The sequence below is a fragment of the Bacillus cereus group sp. MG1 genome, from assembly GCF_040460035.1.
In the GTDB taxonomy this organism is placed as follows: domain Bacteria; phylum Bacillota; class Bacilli; order Bacillales; family Bacillaceae_G; genus Bacillus_A; species Bacillus_A cereus.
Window position 1 is genome coordinate 1,001,881 of sequence record NZ_JARVGY010000001.1, and the last position, 15,963, is coordinate 1,017,843.

The window sequence follows — 15,963 nt, forward strand, 5'->3', positions numbered from 1 at the left end:
CTTTTATTACTTTTAGAAAAGTAAAATACTTAAATATTTAAATATTTTTTATTTTCATCAACCACACTCCCATAAAACTGCATATTTTATTTTCAAAAAGTATGTTCGAGTATTTACAATCATCCCTTCCCTTCTCCAAATAAAAACAAAACCTCAGCTATGTTGTATTAGCTGAGGTTTTGTTTTTTCACGAAGTAATTGTGTATTTGCTCTATCGCGTTAACATCCATTAATTCTTTACCGTACTCCATGATGCGATAAATGGTTGCTGTAGACGGATTACCGTATTCCGCTAAAATAGCTATAAAATCCGCCTTTAACAATTGAATTTGTTCCTCTTCTTCCACCCAAAGATAGAAGCGCTCATCCCACGCATATAGCTTTCCGCCAGTTACACCAAGGTTATATAAGCGATTCGACAGGTTAATTACGTCATCTAGCGTAGCAAACTCATATAATATATGCTCACTTTCATCTAGAGTCACTTGCATTTCAATAAACTCGTCACGGAACTCATCATCTGTATCCATTTCTTGATTTTCTTTCGTTACAATTACAACCATCCCTTGTGCTTGTAGAGAAAACACTTCAACTGCAATCGGACCATCTGCTTCAAACCCTAATTCCTTATTTGCTTCTTGCATCATATCACGAAATAATTGCTGTACTTTCGGTGCATTTCTCCATAAATCTTCTTTCGTTAATCCTCGTTCAGATAAATCATCAAATGTTAGAAAAATTTTTATCTTATTGTAATTTAATCGTTCCAGCCTCATCTCATACCCTCCCTACGTAACCAATGCATCTAATTTTTATTATATGAAATAGAAAATAGATGGTTCTTTTCGAACAACTATTCCGACATTTTTAACCATCCATCCCATTCTTCTTTCGTATCACCAATTAAGATTGTTTCAATGTCCAACTGGTTTAGAACGCCTAGCTTTCCGATAAATCCAACTAAAAGAGATTCCCTTTTTTCTTGTAATAAATTTATAAAGTTCATCGTCTTTTTCATTTCTTGTTCGTCAGCAAAAGATACAAATACATATTTCGGCTGTATTTCCTCTACCGCTGATAACATACCATCTTCAGCTAAGCTTGTCCTAATATATATCGCCTCATATCCTTTTAAGCGTAAATAAGTTGAAAAAATAAATCCTTTCAATGCATCCTTTTCTAACACAATAACTTTGTGTAAAGAGGAAAACATTGAGGCATTGTGATACACCATCCCTAGACGCGTTTGTAAAAATGATAGTGCATATTGAAATTGCACCATTGAAATCTCATTATTATTTTTTGACGTTAATAATTTGTCTGTCACTCGAAGAACAATACTGGCAACAACCTTCTCTGTTGAATATATACTAAAAGCTTCGTTTAATAATGCAGCAATTGTAATTTCATCAAATTTTAACAAAGCTTGTAGCAAATCGTCCACTAAAACAACTTCTTTATCGAAATGTATCTCTTTTTGAACTGTACTCTGCAAACGATTCTCTTCTAATAATCGAACTGCTTGTCCAATCATCATACCGGAAGAAACTTTTTCCATTAACCATTTTAAAATTTGAATATGCTCTTCTGCATATAAACGATGCCCAGCTTGATTCCGCTTTGGGGCAATAATTTGATATCGTCTTTCCCATGCACGAAGCGTACTCGGCTGAACTCCAATTATATTCGAAACGGCTTTTATATTGTATTTCCCATTAAGAGTTGGCATCATTTCCCTCCGCACAATGTAATGATGTGTGTTTGAGCAGGTGCTCGGAAACGAAGTGGTATCAATGTTGTTCCATACCCATTACTAACAAAGAGAATCGTATTTAAATGGTTATATACGCCACCTTTTAAATATTTTTTAGATGGGAATAATCGGATTTGCCCTCCATGCGTATGTCCACTTAAGACAAGTGAAATCTGTTCATTTCCAGACATTTTTTTTATTATATCAGGGTTGTGACTAACTAGGATACGAAAACCATCTTCTTTACAATCCGCCAATGCCAAATCTAGACGATCACGGTGCAATCCAACATCATCTATACCGAGCAAACAAATTTTCTCGCCTAATTCAGACTCAAATACCACTCTTGTATTATCTAAAACTTTTACGTTATTTTCTAATAATAACGCATCTAATTCATGATATTCTATCTCATAATCATTGTTTCCCCACACAAAATATACAGGAGCTATCTCTCTTAACTTTTGAATATTCGCAGAGATTTTTGATAAAGAGACACCTTTCTCTGCTAAATCTCCTCCGATAATTACGAGATCTACTTTTCCTTTTACTTGTTCAATTAACAAATTCGAAATGACTCTTCTATGAATATCAGAAATAAAAAACACATTTACTTTTTGAAAACTTTTCGGAAATTCTTTAAATACTAAAGTATGTTCCAACACCGTATTACGCATCGCTTCTTTATACATCACAAGAAGCAATAAAATCCCCATGCCTATGAGAGTACTGAATAATATAATCCATATCATATTTTTGACTCCCCTCCTCATAAAGATAATCCTAGGCTTTTATAACAAACGGTGATCGCTTAACTCACTAGCTTTCTTGCTTTGTGGACTTATCTTTTATCGGAATTTTTAATTCTTGACCTGCACTCACTTCATCTTCTTGCAAGTTATTATACTTTTTAATTACTTCAATTCCATTTCCATCTGAAAAATATTGCTTCGCTATACTTTCTAAAGTTTCTCCCTCTTTCACAGTATGCGTTATTACTTTTTCAGAATGTTTCTGCGACTCAGATTTAGCTGAATCAAAGAAGATTACTTCAAACGCACTTTTTCCGGCATTATTACTATCACCCTTCACCTGAATATATTTATCCGTGTACCACAAAATACTAATCGGCAGCAGAATGAATAGAAATGTTAAAACCCGGACGAAAATGTGATTTATTTTAAACTTTTGTTTTTTTTCTTTATTTCTATGAATTTCACTACGCGGCGGTAAACTTTCTTTTTCTTCCACTCGCTCAACTTCTAATTCCTCTTCAAAATCAGGAATTCGTTTCCTCATGTTGTTCACCACCACCTTCCATTTATTTTCTTAATTGGAGTCCCATTATAAAATCAACAAGAAAGTGTGCAAAGATTGTTATAAACAAATTTCCTGTCCATTCAAATACATAACCAAAGACAAAACTAATGAAACAGACGAAACAAAACAAAAATGGCTTTGTTATATAACGAATATGTAACACTGCAAATACGAAGCTCGCAATTACAATTCCAAAATGAGTCTGTACTACACCTCTAAATAAAAATTCTTCTGCAAAACCAATTAAGAACGTAATAACGAGTAAGTGCAGAACGGACATTCCTCGAAACATCTTATCGTTAATACCACCATCATCAAACCAAGACTCCGGAAACACTCGCATTGCAACATAATCTAATAACACAATACCAATCGCTAACAAACCACCTATAATAAGTATAGATACTGGTTCCCATTTCCATAAATTAAAGACTTCTTTTACATCTTGAAATAATATATATGCCAATAAACAGCCAATACCGATAATAATTAACTGTGTTATATATAGATTCAGCCTTATTTCCTGCGGACTCATATCTTCAACATTATGTCTTTGAATGTTCATCATTCCTCCATCTTTTCTAGGCCGAAAAGCTTTTGTAACTCTGTTTCCCAATTATAGTCGAAATCCGATTGTTGCGCTCGTCTTTTTTTATAATCTTCTTTTGTAATACCGCAATAATCGCAGCAATTAATTAACTCTTGCTCTTTCCTATAACCGAACTGTTGCAGCACATATTCACGTCTACATCCTTTAACTTGTATCCATGACTTCATATTTTCTAGCTCACTATATTTATTACGCAACCTTATTTCTACTTCAGCTATTAATCGGTTCATGATTTCATCTGACAAACCTTCTAATAATAATCTTCGTTGTTGTATAATTCCAACCTGTTCGAGATGATAACGAACAAAACGCCAATATTGCTCATTAAATCTTGCTGCATTATAACAAATTTCTTCTACATCTTCTATTGGTAATTCTTTCGTTTGAAACATTCTTTCTTGTAGTAAAGAAAATAAAAATTGTATTTGTGACTTACTTGGCAATTCATCCTCAATGATCGAAATTGGTAAATCATGATCCAACGGACTACATAATAAAATAGCTATACTCGGTTCGCCATCTCTTCCAGCTCTTCCGATTTCTTGTAAGTAAGAAGCTATATTAGTTGGATAATGAAAATGAATAATATATCGCGTATTCGCCTTATTTACCCCCATACCAAATGCACTTGTGCATATTACAAGTTGCAATTGATCGTTCATAAACTGCTGTTGAATTAACATACGCTCTTCATGTTCCATACCACCATGATAAAAAGCTACACCAGTAACACCTTTCCCTCTCAAGTATTCCGTTAACCTTTCTGTCCACGCTCTACTTGAGCAATATACAATCCCCGGCCCTTGTAAATACATCACCTGCTCTAAAAGCGCCTCTTTCTTTTCTTCTATCGTCTCTACAAATTGCACATCCATTGCAATATTAGGACGGTCAATAGAGTATACATGTTCCGCGGCACCCTTTAAATTTAAACTATTTGCGATATCCTGCAGTACCCCTTTTGTCGCTGTGGCTGTCAATGCTAATACTGTAGGAGAACCAATATTTTCAATAACTACATTTAGTTTTTTATAGTCCGGTCTAAAATCATAACCCCATTGAGAAATACAATGAGCCTCATCAACAACAAATAATGAAATATGAATTTTCTTCAATTCCCTAATTAATAACTCCGACTGTAACATCTCTGGTGAAACAAAAATAAATTTATATGAAGATAATTTTTTCATCGCTTCTCTTTTTTCATTTAATGTCCGAAAACTATTAAATGCTATTACTCGGTTTTTCACAACATACTTTAATTGTGTTACTTGATCTTCCATTAAAGATAATAACGGTGATACAACAAGCACTGTTCCTTCTCGCATAAGCCCCGGAAACTGATAGCACATAGATTTCCCTCTTCCAGTCGGAAGCATTGCTATCACATCTTTTCCTTCTAATAAATCTGTAATAACTCCTTTTTGACCTGGACGAAATTCAGAATATCCAAACCACTTATATAAATATTCTTCAAGTTTCATTTACACCCTCCATCCGCGCTAATACAAGACGAACTTCAAAATAAGAGATATCTTCTCCAACCGCTTGTTTCAAAACACGTAACTTCCGCGTTTGCAATGCTTCAATTACTTTTATTACTTTGTCTATCTTTTCTTTTTCCATAAACATTTCAATAGAAAAATCTTTTTCTCGCAAAGCAATTTCAACAAAATGATCTTCTATCGTTGCAACCTTTAAATTCCGAATCGTCGCTATTTCTTCTAAAGAACGTCCTTGTCTCCAAAAATTATATGTTTTTTTCGTCGATAAACTAAATAATTCAGCTCTTTCATTTGGATAAGATATAATTTCAGCTAATAGTGGAAATTCATTTTCTTTATCACGAACTTCTTGTATAAAGAAATGCATTGTACCCCAAAATAAAAAATACACCCTGAATATATCTTGTTTCGTAATTTCTGCTAATTGTTGCAATGTACAACCAATACGTTCATAACCCGTTAGTCGATATGTTACAATCGTCGCTTCTATCGTATTGCTCTTTTCTAAAAGATTATATACTTCCGTCCATAGTTTTCTCGCCAACTCACTTCTCTTATATGGTATTCCTGTTAGAAAACGTTTCACCCACATCATTATTTCTGTATCTTGCTGAATTGGGATAAACTTCGTATTATTCTGTTGTAAATTTGATATAGTTTGAATAATTAATGATAATCTTTTCCAAAATGTTTCACCTAATTCACCATAATGTAAACCATGCAAATGCGCCGGAAAAGCATAAACTTCCTCCCATTTATGTAACTGCATTTTACCCGTAGGTGTTAACACATATGTATTTTCATGTATTTCTTGAATAAAATTCGCTTGCAACAACTTTGCAACTTCACCATCATAGTCATTTCTATTCAATGATTTGTATATTCCGAACAAAAAAGAAATTCGGAACATATTTCCATCTTGTAAAGTTTGCGAAGAACGTTTGCCCTTTAGTAAATAATAAATAGAAGAAACGGTTCTTTCACCATTCAATTGTTTTAAACAATGCAACAAAGTATATTGTATTTGCATGACCGCTTCCACCTTCCAATCTTAACTTCATTCTTTTCAGTACAATTACACTATCTACTTTCGCTCATTAAACTTATCATATGAGAACTATATACTTGTATATATTCTATTGTATCAAACGAAATCATATTTACGTATTTTGAAAATCTTATGACATAATTCAAAAATAAGTTGACACTCTAATTGATAAGCATTATCATTATAATTTTATGTTGAAAAGTTTTACAAACCGTTTTACAATAAGGTTATAATTTTTATGGCGAGCTTTTCACATACATATTATCAGGAGGGAAAAAAGATGGCAAAATATACAATCGTTGATAAAGATACTTGTATTGCATGTGGTGCTTGTGGCGCTGCTGCACCAGACATTTATGACTATGATGATGAAGGTATTGCATTTGTAACATTAGATGATAACCAAGGTATCGTTGAAATTCCAGATGTATTAATTGAAGATATGATGGATGCATTCGAAGGCTGTCCAACTGACTCAATTAAAGTTGCTGACGAATCATTCGACGGAGACGCTTTAAAATTCGAATAGTCTTTTATTAACTTCAAAAAATGCCCCTCATATTGATGAGGGGCATTTTTTGTATCTAAATTTTATTTTCCTTAATAAAAAACCATTAGTAGTTTCACACTACTAATGGTTTTAATATATATTATGCATTTTTCATTTTTGCAAACACCCATACTTTCAGGCGTGAGAATAATGCTACAAATACAATTGTTACAACAATCCCTTTAATTAAATTAAATGGTAAGATTGCCGTTACAACCGTTGTTCTTATAGCTTCGCTAGACATAGCCGGTGAATTTAAAAACCAAGTGTAAGCCGGGAATATGATGATGTAGTTTAATACACTCATAATAAGTGCCATTGTAATTGTCCCTAGCATTAATCCTGTAGTTAAACTCTTCACAGTACGATACTTTCTAAATAAGAAAGCTGCTGGTCCAATAAATAAGCATCCTGCAATAAAGTTTGCAATCTCTCCAACTGGTACTCCCGTTAAACTTCCTTGAATCCCGTAATGTAAAATGTTCTTTATCGCCTCTACAATCACTCCTGCTACTGGTCCAAAGATAATTGCTGCAATTAGAGCTGGTACATCACTAAAATCAATTTTCAAAAATGGCGGAAGCCCTGGGAACGGAAAATCTAACATCATTAGTAAATATGCAATACTACTTAGCATCGCTACACTCACCATCTGCACTACACTGTTTTTTTGTTTCATCTTTCTCTCTCCTTTTCCATCGATCATCTCATGGAAAGTGGAAAGGTTCTGCTATGCCTATTTTTTCATAGAACGAAAAAACCCTTTGTGTTTTACACAAAGGGAGAATTTAAGGCACATCAAACAGACGTTCAAATCCATATCTTTTTTGAACGCTTGAACCTCCATCTTCTCCCATCCAGACTATACTGTCGGCTTTGGAATCACACCAAATCCTGCCTTAACGGCTCGCGGGCTTAGAACAAAATCATAAATAGTTCATCACCGCCGGTCGGGATTTTCACCCTGCCCCGAAGATAGACCGATATTCTATTTTCCCCTTCATTATACAACAACCTCATAACATTGTGAACTAAAAAATTGTAACTTATTTAAAATTAGTTATTTATTTTTCGTAACAAAAAAATAAATTGCGAGATATTTTACAATACAATCCATATTTTTTATTATTCGGCATTTCTCTTTTGAATTACCTAGTCATATATAATTAAAAGTGATAAGATATTGAATTGTTAAGATAAGAACATTTTCTGAGTTATGGAGGAAATGTCTTGAAAAAAGACAAGAGACATTCTATTCGAGAAGCAATGAAAAAAAACTTAAGAAAAGAATACTTTTACTTAAAAAAAGAATTACTTTTCTACTGCCCAATTGATTTAGGCACATTCTCAAACGAGACATACTATGCTACTTTCGATGAAGATGGCATCAGTATTTATCAGTATGATAAAAAAACAGAAAGTAAATTAAAATTGTGTGAGCGTCATCCGTGGAAGAGTTGGAATAAAGTGAAGATTGATCACTATTTGACAACTTCTCAATTTATTTTTCAGGGTGAGCGAAATTGGATCTTATCTCTTTTTCAAAAAGGAAAAGAAGCTCAAAAAATTATTGAAGAGCATACATCTTTACAAACAGAAGTTGTTTCCCGCTCTTTCTTAAAAAAACTTCCTGGTTTTCGTTCTAATACACCACTGAATAAATACATCGGTAGTATTTGTTACACTGCACTTATTGCATTTTTATTAAAATGGATGATTCCATTTCAAGCACCACAAATCGCCCTGTATTCTATCTCGATTGGTTGTATGCTTCTTGGCCTACTTTGTTTGACAATCGGTTTAATTGAACCGACTATCGTACTGTTTCGAACAAAAGAGAAAACAAGAACAAAAGTTTTTTACTTATATAGCTATTTAGCTATTTCTGGATTTATATGTGTCTTTATTTTTTGGTAAAAGAAGCCGTCCCAAAATAAATTTTGGGACGGTTTTCTTTTAGATATAGATGCTCTAATTCACTCAATAGTTCTAGCAAAAGCGCCCATATAATTTCATTTACATTGAACCTTATTTAAGAAGAACATAAATTTGTTCAAAGTTTAATTTTTGAGATGTTTCCTTCACTTAACATATAATTGTTGATTAGGATAAATTAGCTCTTGCTGCAATCCATTTTTTTCTTTAATTTCCTTAAGTGTCATACTAAATTTCCGTGCAATACTAACTAAAGTATCCCCTTTTTGTACGACATATAATGATGAAGAAACAACTTCATTTCTTTGTTCATTTAAAACAAGCAATGGGTTCATCGCATTCTTTTTCGCCATCGTCCATCTTCCTTGATGAAGTTCTAGATGTAAGTGTGCACCTCGCGATTCTCCCGTGTTCCCTACTTCTCCAATTTTTTCTCCTTTGGAAATATAATCTCCCTGCCCCACATATCTCTTATTTAAATGTGCATATACAGCCTCATATTCTCCGTGTTTAATAAATACAACATTTCCATAACTACTTGAATAATAAGACTTCGTTACCCTACCATCTTGAATAGCTGCCACAGGCGTTCCAATCGGCGCAGCTACATCAATACCATAGTGTTTTCCATGCCTTGTCCCAAAATAATCACTTATCTGACCTTCAACAGGCCATGTCCATCGATTTTCCTCTGCATAAACATGTAATTGAGATACAAACAGTATACTCAATAACATGACGCCGCATTTTAAAACTTTCATATACATCCTCCGTTTTCTAATTACCACCATACCTTCTCTATTTTGGTATATTACAGAAAAAAGTATACAAAAAAAGAAAGTGAATTACTCCACTTCCTTCTCTTTCTTATCACGAAAAACTAATGCACTACGGTTATACTCCACATCTTTCACTTGTAATCGGGCATTTATTACTCGAGCTATCGCAAACAAATAATCAGATAATCTATTTACATACTTTAAGACAACTTCATTTATTTTCACTTCTTTTTGCAATGATACTATAGAGCGTTCTGCTCTCCTTACAACAGTACGTGCAATATGAATAGTAGCCGCCGCCTCGCTACCACCTGGCAAAATAAAGCGTTCTAATGGCGTGGCTTCTTCTATATATAAATCAATCTTTCTTTCTAAACTTTCAACCATCTCAATTGTCACTTTATAAGGAATTTTTTGTTCCACTATTGCCAAGTCTCCTCCGCAATCAAATAGTTCATGTTGAATATTTTCGAGCTCATTGTAAATATCTCTAAAAGCCTTGCCTTGAACCTTAGTCATTGCATATCCAATATGAGAATTTGCCTCGTCTATTGTTCCATACGCTTCCACACGGATATCATCTTTATCAACCCTGCCACCTATTACACTTGTCGTTCCTTTATCTCCTGTTTTTGTATATAATTTCATTTCTTCACAGCACCTCTCTTGTTATTTTTAATTCGACCAAGATAGAAAAAAGTTCTACCATTCTTTATTTAATTGAGTTTACAAAAAAATAAAAAACAGCAGAACTTTATTCATTATCAACTTTAAAAAAGCATATCTAAATTATACGATTCGGTAAATATACAGAGAATGTAGTTCCTTCTCCAACAACACTTGATACAGAAATTTTACCGTCATGGCCTTGAACAATATTTTTCGCAATTGCAAGCCCGAGTCCTGTTCCACCCTTTTTCCCACGTGTTCTTGCTTTATCAGCTTTATAGAAACGATCAAATAAAAATGGAATATCCTCTTCTGGAATGCCTACACCCGAATCTTGTACTTCAAAAATGAGGCCATTATTTTTCGTATCAATTACAAGCGTTACATGTCCACCCGCATTCGTATGACGAATTGCGTTATCAATCAAGTTCGTCAACACTTGTTCCATCCGATCTGCATCAAACGCATATTCTTCAATCTGATTCCGGAAATCAACTGTTAGTTCAACTTCTTTATCCTTTGCAATCCCTTGGAATTTACGACCAATTTTTTCCACAAACGGATGTATGTCCACTTCACCAATATGTAACTCTACGTGACCGCTTTCCATACGAGCTAAATCTAACAATTCATTTACAAGTTTACCTAAACGAACGGATTCATCATAAATGATTTGAACAAACTCATCTATTTCCTCTTTCGTTTGCACAATATCATCTAAAATCGCTTCACTATACCCTTGCAGCATGACCATCGGTGTACGAAGTTCATGTGATACATTCGCAATAAAGTCTTGACGCATTTTCTCAAGACGACGTTCTTCCGTCATATCTCGCAGTACCGCTACAGCCCCACGAATTTTCGTTTGATTGTAAAGTGGTGTCATAAGAACTACATAGTTCCCTTTTTGTAAATTAATTTCAACAACTTGTTGTTGCTCGCTTTCTACAACGAGATGGAATAGCTCCACAAGTTCAGAAGGTAATTTTTTACTTAACTCTATCTCTTTTTCTTCTTGCCAAACTTGTAAGAAATGTTCAGCCGGTGGATTAATAACTACGACTTCACCTTCTTGATTTAACGTAATAACTCCATCTGCCATACTACTCAAAATACTAGCTAACTGTTCTTTTTCTTGCTGCAAAGCATTCATATTAAACTTCAACTGTTTACCCATTTGATTTAAGGCCGTTGCCAGCTCACCAATTTCGTCCTGAGATACCATAGGAGCCTTTGCATCAAATTTCCCACGTGACACTTCAAAAGCAACCTCACGCATTTTACGAAGCGGTGCTGTAATCCGAGTAGATAAGAAGAACGCAAAGAAAGTTGTTAATATAATCGCAATCCCAGCGGCTAAGAAAATGAAATCAGTCGTTCTCTCCATATCTTTTATTGGCACTTGTAAAGATTCATATACGAACACTGCGCTTTGATTTTTTGATTGCACTGGTTTCCCAACGATCACAATATCATTTTCAGTGCTTTTATTCTTTCTACTATCAGAAGCTTTTCTAATGTTGTTCTTAATTTCTTTTTTGTCCGTAAAAACAGCGGCTAATTCTTTATCTTCTTTTAAATTATCCATTGTAAGGGTGACTAACCCTTCTTGTTTCGGTGAAGAAGAGATTTCCTTGCCATCTTCTACAATAATAATCCTTGAAAGTGGATCAGAGAATTTGTACGCGATGTTCTCAATCGTTTTTACATCGGCACCTTCTTCAATTAATTCCGTAACACTTGTTGCAACTTTTTGAAGTCTATTTTCACTCATATCAACATAATACGTTCTAAAAAATTGTGAAAGTAAAATCGCAACAAATCCAAGAACAAACGAAACGAGAAGTAATATGGTCATCCATAACTTCCCTACTACACTTCTCCAAAGCATCAGTCGTTCACAACCTCAAATTTGTAACCTACACCCCAAACAGTAACAATCATTTTCGCTGCATCTGGTGATTTTTTGCTTAACTTCTCACGTAAACGCTTTACATGTGTATCAACTGTACGTAAATCTCCGAAGAATTCATATTGCCATACTTCTTTTAACAGCTGCTCACGATCGAATACTTTATCAGGAGCTTTCGCTAAAAATAATAGTAACTCATATTCTTTCGGCGTTAAGTTTACTTCATTGCCATCTGCAGTAACACGGTGTGCATCGTTATCAATTGTTAAGTGAGGGAATACAGTAACATCTTTTGTCGTTGTATCTTGTGTAAAGAATGTTGTTGGTACAGCACGACGTAATACCGCTTTCACACGTAGCACGACCTCACGTGGACTAAACGGCTTTACAATATAATCATCTGTTCCAACTTCAAATCCTTGTACTCTATTTACTTCTTCACCTTTTGCTGTCAGCATAATAATTGGTGTCGCTTTCTTCTCACGAACCCCTTTACATACTTCAATGCCATCTTTACCAGGCATCATAAGATCTAATAAGATTAAATCGTAATCATTTTGCAACGCCATTTCTAAAGCTGTATCACCATTATCTGCTTCTTCAATCGTATATTGTTCTCTTTCTAAGTACATTTTCAATAAACGACGAATACGATCCTCATCATCTACAATTAAAATTCTTGATTCATTTTCCATCTCTACCCGCTGCGTACTCTCACCTCAGCGGTTCACACCTACCCTTCTTTAACTATTATGTTGCGCTATTCTCGTTTATTTAAGCAATCTTCTAAATGTTTCACTTCCCATATTATGCTTCACAAGAATAATAAATTTTGTTCAATTTTTTTCCAAAACTATGTATTTTTTTTGAACTGTATATAATGTCCTCGACATCATTTTACAAAATCAACCGCTACTTTGTCATGTTTTTCTCAAAAAAGAAGAAAAGTTGACAAAAATAAAATAGGAAAGTGACACGCACTCTCCTATTTTATTTCTCTATGCATATGAATGTAAACCGGCAATAATTAAGTTTACTACAATAAAGTTAAACATAATGATTGCAAAACCAATTACTGCAAGCCAAGCTGATTTCTCCCCATGCCACCCTTTAGATAATCGTAAATGTAGTACTGCAGCATAAAAGAGCCACGTTATAAGTGCCCAAACCTCTTTCGGATCCCATCCCCAAAAGCGCGTCCACGCTATTTGAGCCCAAATCATCGCAAAAATTAATGCACCTAATGTGAAAACTGGGAATCCAATTGCAATAGATCGATATCCGATTTCATCTAGTAAATCACTATTCGTATTCTTTACTAACGGCTGAAGTGCCGCCGATACTCGCTTCCGTAAAACAAGTCTTAATACAATATACAGTAATGTTCCAATTAACACTGACCAAATAACAGTATTTAATTTTTTCGCATTTACAATTGCTGGAACTTCAACTGCCGGTTCTAATTTATTTTCTGTCAGTAACTTCCCTTCGTGCGGTCCAACTAAAGCCGGAAGATTGTACTTCATTTCCAGTTGCTGTTCATTTTTATCAATCCATTGAAACTTCGCTTCATATTTCATACTAGAAAATACCGTTGTTACTCCAATAAATCCAACTGTACAAACAAGTGTAAATACTACCGTCTCTAGCCAAAATGTACGTTTACTTCTCGTCGATTGATCTACATTTTTCAATAAATACATAACACCTGTAATAAAACTAATCGCTAAAATGGCTTGTCCTGCTGCTGCCGTCGTCACGTGAATATGTAACCAATTACTTTTTAAAGATGGAATAAGCGGAGATATTTCCCTCGGAAACATACTTGCATAGGCAATTAATAAAAGCGCAACTGGTAATGCAAATAGTCCGATTATGCTTACACGGTACATAAAATACATGACAATAAATGCTCCTACAAGCATCATGCCGAAAAATGTACCGAATTCAAAAAAGTTACTAACTGGCGCATGCCCTGATGCAATCCACCTTGTAACAAAATATACTGTTTGTGCTATAAACCCTAAAATTGTAATCGTTATTCCTACATTTGCCCATTTATGACCCTTTTCTTTAATGGCTCCCCCAAAAAATAGAGTCGCAATTAAATATAAAATAAATGCGGTAAAGAGAAAGTTACTACTTATTTGCACCATATCGTTTCCCCACCTTAACTAATTTTTTTATCAATTACTTTATCATTTGGCTGTGGAATTGCTGTACCTTCTATTACTCTTTCAATATCTTTCTTTAAACCGAACCAATTTTTATTTGTATGCCCTGCAATCCACCATTCATCATTAACACGTTGTATCCAAATACGGCGATGATTCCAATACATACCTTGAATGACACCAACCATAAATATAAATCCTCCAATGCCGAGAATCCAAAGCGTTAAATCTTTTCTTACAGTAAGTGCTGTTGCATTTTGCATTTCAACACCTGCAAACGACATTTTATATTTGTTGTTTCCATCTGGTTCTATATTTTGCTGAATACCAACAAAACTCACTTCACCATCTGGTGTTTCAGGTGTAAACATTTTAAATACAAATGCAGGATTGTTTGGTAATTTCGTTTTCGTATTTGGTTTTCCATTCTCATCAAAATAAAAATCAGGAAAATAGCTTAATAGTTCTAGAGAATAACCAGTTCCTAAATCATATTTTTCCTTAGGATTCGTTAAATCTACTTTAATCGGTCCCCACTTTTGATTATTTTCTTTATTTTGTAAGTTAAAGGACATACTTTTAAATTCACTTTCTTTATAATCCACTTGATACACTGCAAATTGATCAAATTTCAGTGGTTCATTCACTCGAATTTCCGCTTCTTTTACTTTTTCTAATTTCGGTTTTTGTCCTGCTATATTTTCTCCTACTGCTTTATATAATACGGCATTCGTTTGGAAGTTTTTCGCAATCATTTTATCGCCTACACGATCAATCGCTTCATCAAAAACTTCCTTGTCCTTACTTTTATCATAAACTTCTTTTATAAATTTCTCGTTTTTTAAGTAGTATTGTCCATCCGTCCCTGGTATCTCTTTCGTTTCACCGTCACGTAACCAAAGTGCTTCGTCTACGTACATACTCGGTAAAAAACGAAGCATCGCACCGAATAAAAAGATAATAAGACCGATATGATTTACATATGGACCCCAACGCGAGAAGCGTCCCTTTTCTGCTAAAACGTTTCCGTCTTCCACTTTCACGTTATAGTTTCTTTTCTTTAAATTCTTTTGCACTCTTTCCAGGTCACCTTCTTGCGGTGTACCAGTCCCATATAATCTCTGTCTCTTTAAAAAGCTAGGATGTCTTTTTACGCCTTGCTTTTTTAAAGCTTTATAAAGTGGAATAACACGGTCTAAACTACATATCACAAGTGAAATACCGATAGAAGCAATCAAAATCATATACCACCATGAACCGTATAAATTATTAAACCCTAATTGATAGTATAATTGTCCTAAAAATCCGTATTCTTGTTTATAATATTCAGCTGGTGCAATCCCTGGAGTTATGTACATTTCTTGCGGAAAAATAGTTCCTATCGCTGATGCAGCTAAAGTTATTACGATTAGCCATACACCCACTTTTACAGAAGAGAAAAAGCTCCAAATTTTATCGATTATCGTTTTTGTCTGCGTGAGAGATCTCCGTGCACTCCCCTCATAGCGCATATCCAATAGTTTTGTATTTTCATTGCTTTCAAATGGTTTCCCGCAAGCTTCACAAAAAACGGTTCCTATCGGATTAACATGTCCACATTCACATTTAATTTCTTTCAACACTCTCACCGCCCCTGTATCTATATGTACTATTGTATATTCTAACCTCAAGTTACCGCAATACTCAGAATTTTTAAACCAGAGGCACT

16 protein-coding genes and 1 riboswitch are annotated in these 15,963 nt (G+C 34.3%); of the genes, 2 read left to right on the plus strand and 14 right to left on the minus strand.

Annotation, left to right across the window (positions count from 1 at the left end; genetic code table 11):
- Positions 1 to 167: 167 nt before the first annotated feature.
- The 7 genes from QCI79_RS05030 to QCI79_RS05060 all read right to left on the minus strand — a co-directional run bounded on the left by QCI79_RS05030 (position 168) and on the right by QCI79_RS05060 (position 6,218).
- On the minus strand, positions 168 to 776 hold the full coding sequence (locus QCI79_RS05030) for a genetic competence negative regulator (RefSeq protein WP_001235400.1): 609 nt from the start codon (positions 774 to 776) through the stop codon (positions 168 to 170).
- Between the two features lie 77 nt (positions 777 to 853).
- The gene (locus tag QCI79_RS05035) at positions 854 to 1,729 is read right to left on the minus strand and encodes a MerR family transcriptional regulator (protein ID WP_021728348.1); all 876 of its coding nucleotides are present in this window, start codon (positions 1,727 to 1,729) and stop codon (positions 854 to 856) included.
- Positions 1,729 to 2,505: a metallophosphoesterase gene (locus tag QCI79_RS05040; RefSeq protein ID WP_000637796.1), complete on the minus strand. Its 777-nt coding sequence runs from the start codon at positions 2,503 to 2,505 to the stop codon at positions 1,729 to 1,731. The genes QCI79_RS05035 and QCI79_RS05040 overlap by 1 nt, the downstream gene beginning before the upstream one ends.
- 67 nt (positions 2,506 to 2,572) lie before the next feature.
- Positions 2,573 to 3,052 carry a LysM peptidoglycan-binding domain-containing protein gene (locus QCI79_RS05045; protein ID WP_001231553.1) on the minus strand — a complete coding sequence of 160 codons (480 nt, stop codon included), beginning with the start codon at positions 3,050 to 3,052 and terminating at the stop codon, positions 2,573 to 2,575.
- 22 nt (positions 3,053 to 3,074) lie between these two features.
- Positions 3,075 to 3,638: a CPBP family intramembrane glutamic endopeptidase gene (locus tag QCI79_RS05050; protein WP_001025780.1), complete on the minus strand. Its 564-nt coding sequence runs from the start codon at positions 3,636 to 3,638 to the stop codon at positions 3,075 to 3,077.
- Complete coding sequence (gene recQ, locus QCI79_RS05055) at positions 3,638 to 5,167, minus strand: ATP-dependent DNA helicase RecQ (RefSeq protein WP_000762980.1); 1,530 nt, start codon at positions 5,165 to 5,167, stop codon at positions 3,638 to 3,640. The genes QCI79_RS05050 and recQ overlap by 1 nt, the downstream gene beginning before the upstream one ends.
- Positions 5,157 to 6,218 (minus strand): YpbB family protein, encoded by a 1,062-nt coding sequence (locus tag QCI79_RS05060; protein WP_001167011.1) that lies wholly within the window; start codon positions 6,216 to 6,218, stop codon positions 5,157 to 5,159. Before QCI79_RS05060 ends, recQ begins: the two co-directional genes overlap by 11 nt.
- Positions 6,219 to 6,516: 298 nt before the next feature.
- On the opposite strand from QCI79_RS05060, the gene QCI79_RS05065 reads away from it, so the two are divergent.
- Entirely contained in the window at positions 6,517 to 6,765 is a 249-nt protein-coding gene (locus QCI79_RS05065; RefSeq protein WP_001151993.1) for a ferredoxin, read from the plus strand.
- Positions 6,766 to 6,886: 121 nt separating this feature from the next.
- Here the strand turns inward: QCI79_RS05065 and QCI79_RS05070 are convergent, their stop codons facing one another.
- A complete protein-coding gene (locus tag QCI79_RS05070; RefSeq protein ID WP_000810856.1) occupies positions 6,887 to 7,465 on the minus strand; it encodes an ECF transporter S component in 579 nt (192 codons plus the stop codon).
- Positions 7,466 to 7,627: 162 nt separating this feature from the next.
- Positions 7,628 to 7,767: riboswitch (FMN riboswitch) on the minus strand.
- A gap of 249 nt (positions 7,768 to 8,016) precedes the next feature.
- Here QCI79_RS05070 and QCI79_RS05075 point away from each other — a divergent pair.
- A complete protein-coding gene (locus QCI79_RS05075) occupies positions 8,017 to 8,703 on the plus strand; it encodes a hypothetical protein (protein ID WP_000710837.1) in 687 nt (228 codons plus the stop codon).
- Between the two features lie 164 nt (positions 8,704 to 8,867).
- Here QCI79_RS05075 and QCI79_RS05080 read toward each other — a convergent pair whose 3' ends face one another.
- The 6 genes from QCI79_RS05080 to resB form a co-directional block, all read right to left on the minus strand.
- Positions 8,868 to 9,482: a peptidoglycan DD-metalloendopeptidase family protein gene (locus QCI79_RS05080; RefSeq protein ID WP_000866120.1), complete on the minus strand. Its 615-nt coding sequence runs from the start codon at positions 9,480 to 9,482 to the stop codon at positions 8,868 to 8,870.
- An 84-nt stretch (positions 9,483 to 9,566) separates the two neighbouring features.
- Entirely contained in the window at positions 9,567 to 10,148 is a 582-nt protein-coding gene (locus QCI79_RS05085; RefSeq protein ID WP_021728349.1) for a cob(I)yrinic acid a,c-diamide adenosyltransferase, read from the minus strand.
- 136 nt (positions 10,149 to 10,284) lie between these two features.
- Positions 10,285 to 12,060 (minus strand): sensor histidine kinase ResE, encoded by a 1,776-nt coding sequence (gene resE, locus QCI79_RS05090; RefSeq protein ID WP_000964697.1) that lies wholly within the window; start codon positions 12,058 to 12,060, stop codon positions 10,285 to 10,287.
- Complete coding sequence (resD, locus tag QCI79_RS05095) at positions 12,060 to 12,776, minus strand: DNA-binding response regulator ResD (RefSeq protein ID WP_000426861.1); 717 nt, start codon at positions 12,774 to 12,776, stop codon at positions 12,060 to 12,062. The genes resE and resD overlap by 1 nt, the downstream gene beginning before the upstream one ends.
- Positions 12,777 to 13,079: 303 nt before the next feature.
- Complete coding sequence (gene resC / locus QCI79_RS05100; RefSeq protein ID WP_000250080.1) at positions 13,080 to 14,237, minus strand: cytochrome c biogenesis protein ResC; 1,158 nt, start codon at positions 14,235 to 14,237, stop codon at positions 13,080 to 13,082.
- Positions 14,238 to 14,251: 14 nt separating this feature from the next.
- The gene (gene resB, locus QCI79_RS05105) at positions 14,252 to 15,877 is read right to left on the minus strand and encodes a cytochrome c biogenesis protein ResB (RefSeq protein ID WP_000910547.1); all 1,626 of its coding nucleotides are present in this window, start codon (positions 15,875 to 15,877) and stop codon (positions 14,252 to 14,254) included.
- Positions 15,878 to 15,963: the final 86 nt, after the last annotated feature.

Excerpts from the sequence above, each read along its gene's own strand:
- QCI79_RS05030 (WP_001235400.1), bottom strand. The coding sequence starts at position 776 with ATGAGGCTGGAACGATTAAATTACAATAAGATAAAAATTTTTCTAACA.
- resD (WP_000426861.1), bottom strand. The coding sequence starts at position 12,776 with ATGGAAAATGAATCAAGAATTTTAATTGTAGATGATGAGGATCGTATT.
- QCI79_RS05060 (WP_001167011.1), bottom strand. The coding sequence starts at position 6,218 with ATGCAAATACAATATACTTTGTTGCATTGTTTAAAACAATTGAATGGT.
- QCI79_RS05040 (WP_000637796.1), bottom strand. The coding sequence starts at position 2,505 with ATGATATGGATTATATTATTCAGTACTCTCATAGGCATGGGGATTTTA.
- QCI79_RS05045 (WP_001231553.1), bottom strand. The coding sequence starts at position 3,052 with ATGAGGAAACGAATTCCTGATTTTGAAGAGGAATTAGAAGTTGAGCGA.
- QCI79_RS05050 (WP_001025780.1), bottom strand. The coding sequence starts at position 3,638 with ATGAACATTCAAAGACATAATGTTGAAGATATGAGTCCGCAGGAAATA.
- QCI79_RS05035 (WP_021728348.1), bottom strand. The coding sequence starts at position 1,729 with ATGCCAACTCTTAATGGGAAATACAATATAAAAGCCGTTTCGAATATA.
- QCI79_RS05085 (WP_021728349.1), bottom strand. The coding sequence starts at position 10,148 with ATGAAATTATATACAAAAACAGGAGATAAAGGAACGACAAGTGTAATA.
- QCI79_RS05070 (WP_000810856.1), bottom strand. The coding sequence starts at position 7,465 with ATGAAACAAAAAAACAGTGTAGTGCAGATGGTGAGTGTAGCGATGCTA.
- resE (WP_000964697.1), bottom strand. The coding sequence starts at position 12,060 with ATGCTTTGGAGAAGTGTAGTAGGGAAGTTATGGATGACCATATTACTT.
- resC (WP_000250080.1), bottom strand. The coding sequence starts at position 14,237 with ATGGTGCAAATAAGTAGTAACTTTCTCTTTACCGCATTTATTTTATAT.
- QCI79_RS05080 (WP_000866120.1), bottom strand. The coding sequence starts at position 9,482 with ATGAAAGTTTTAAAATGCGGCGTCATGTTATTGAGTATACTGTTTGTA.
- QCI79_RS05065 (WP_001151993.1), top strand. The coding sequence starts at position 6,517 with ATGGCAAAATATACAATCGTTGATAAAGATACTTGTATTGCATGTGGT.
- recQ (WP_000762980.1), bottom strand. The coding sequence starts at position 5,167 with ATGAAACTTGAAGAATATTTATATAAGTGGTTTGGATATTCTGAATTT.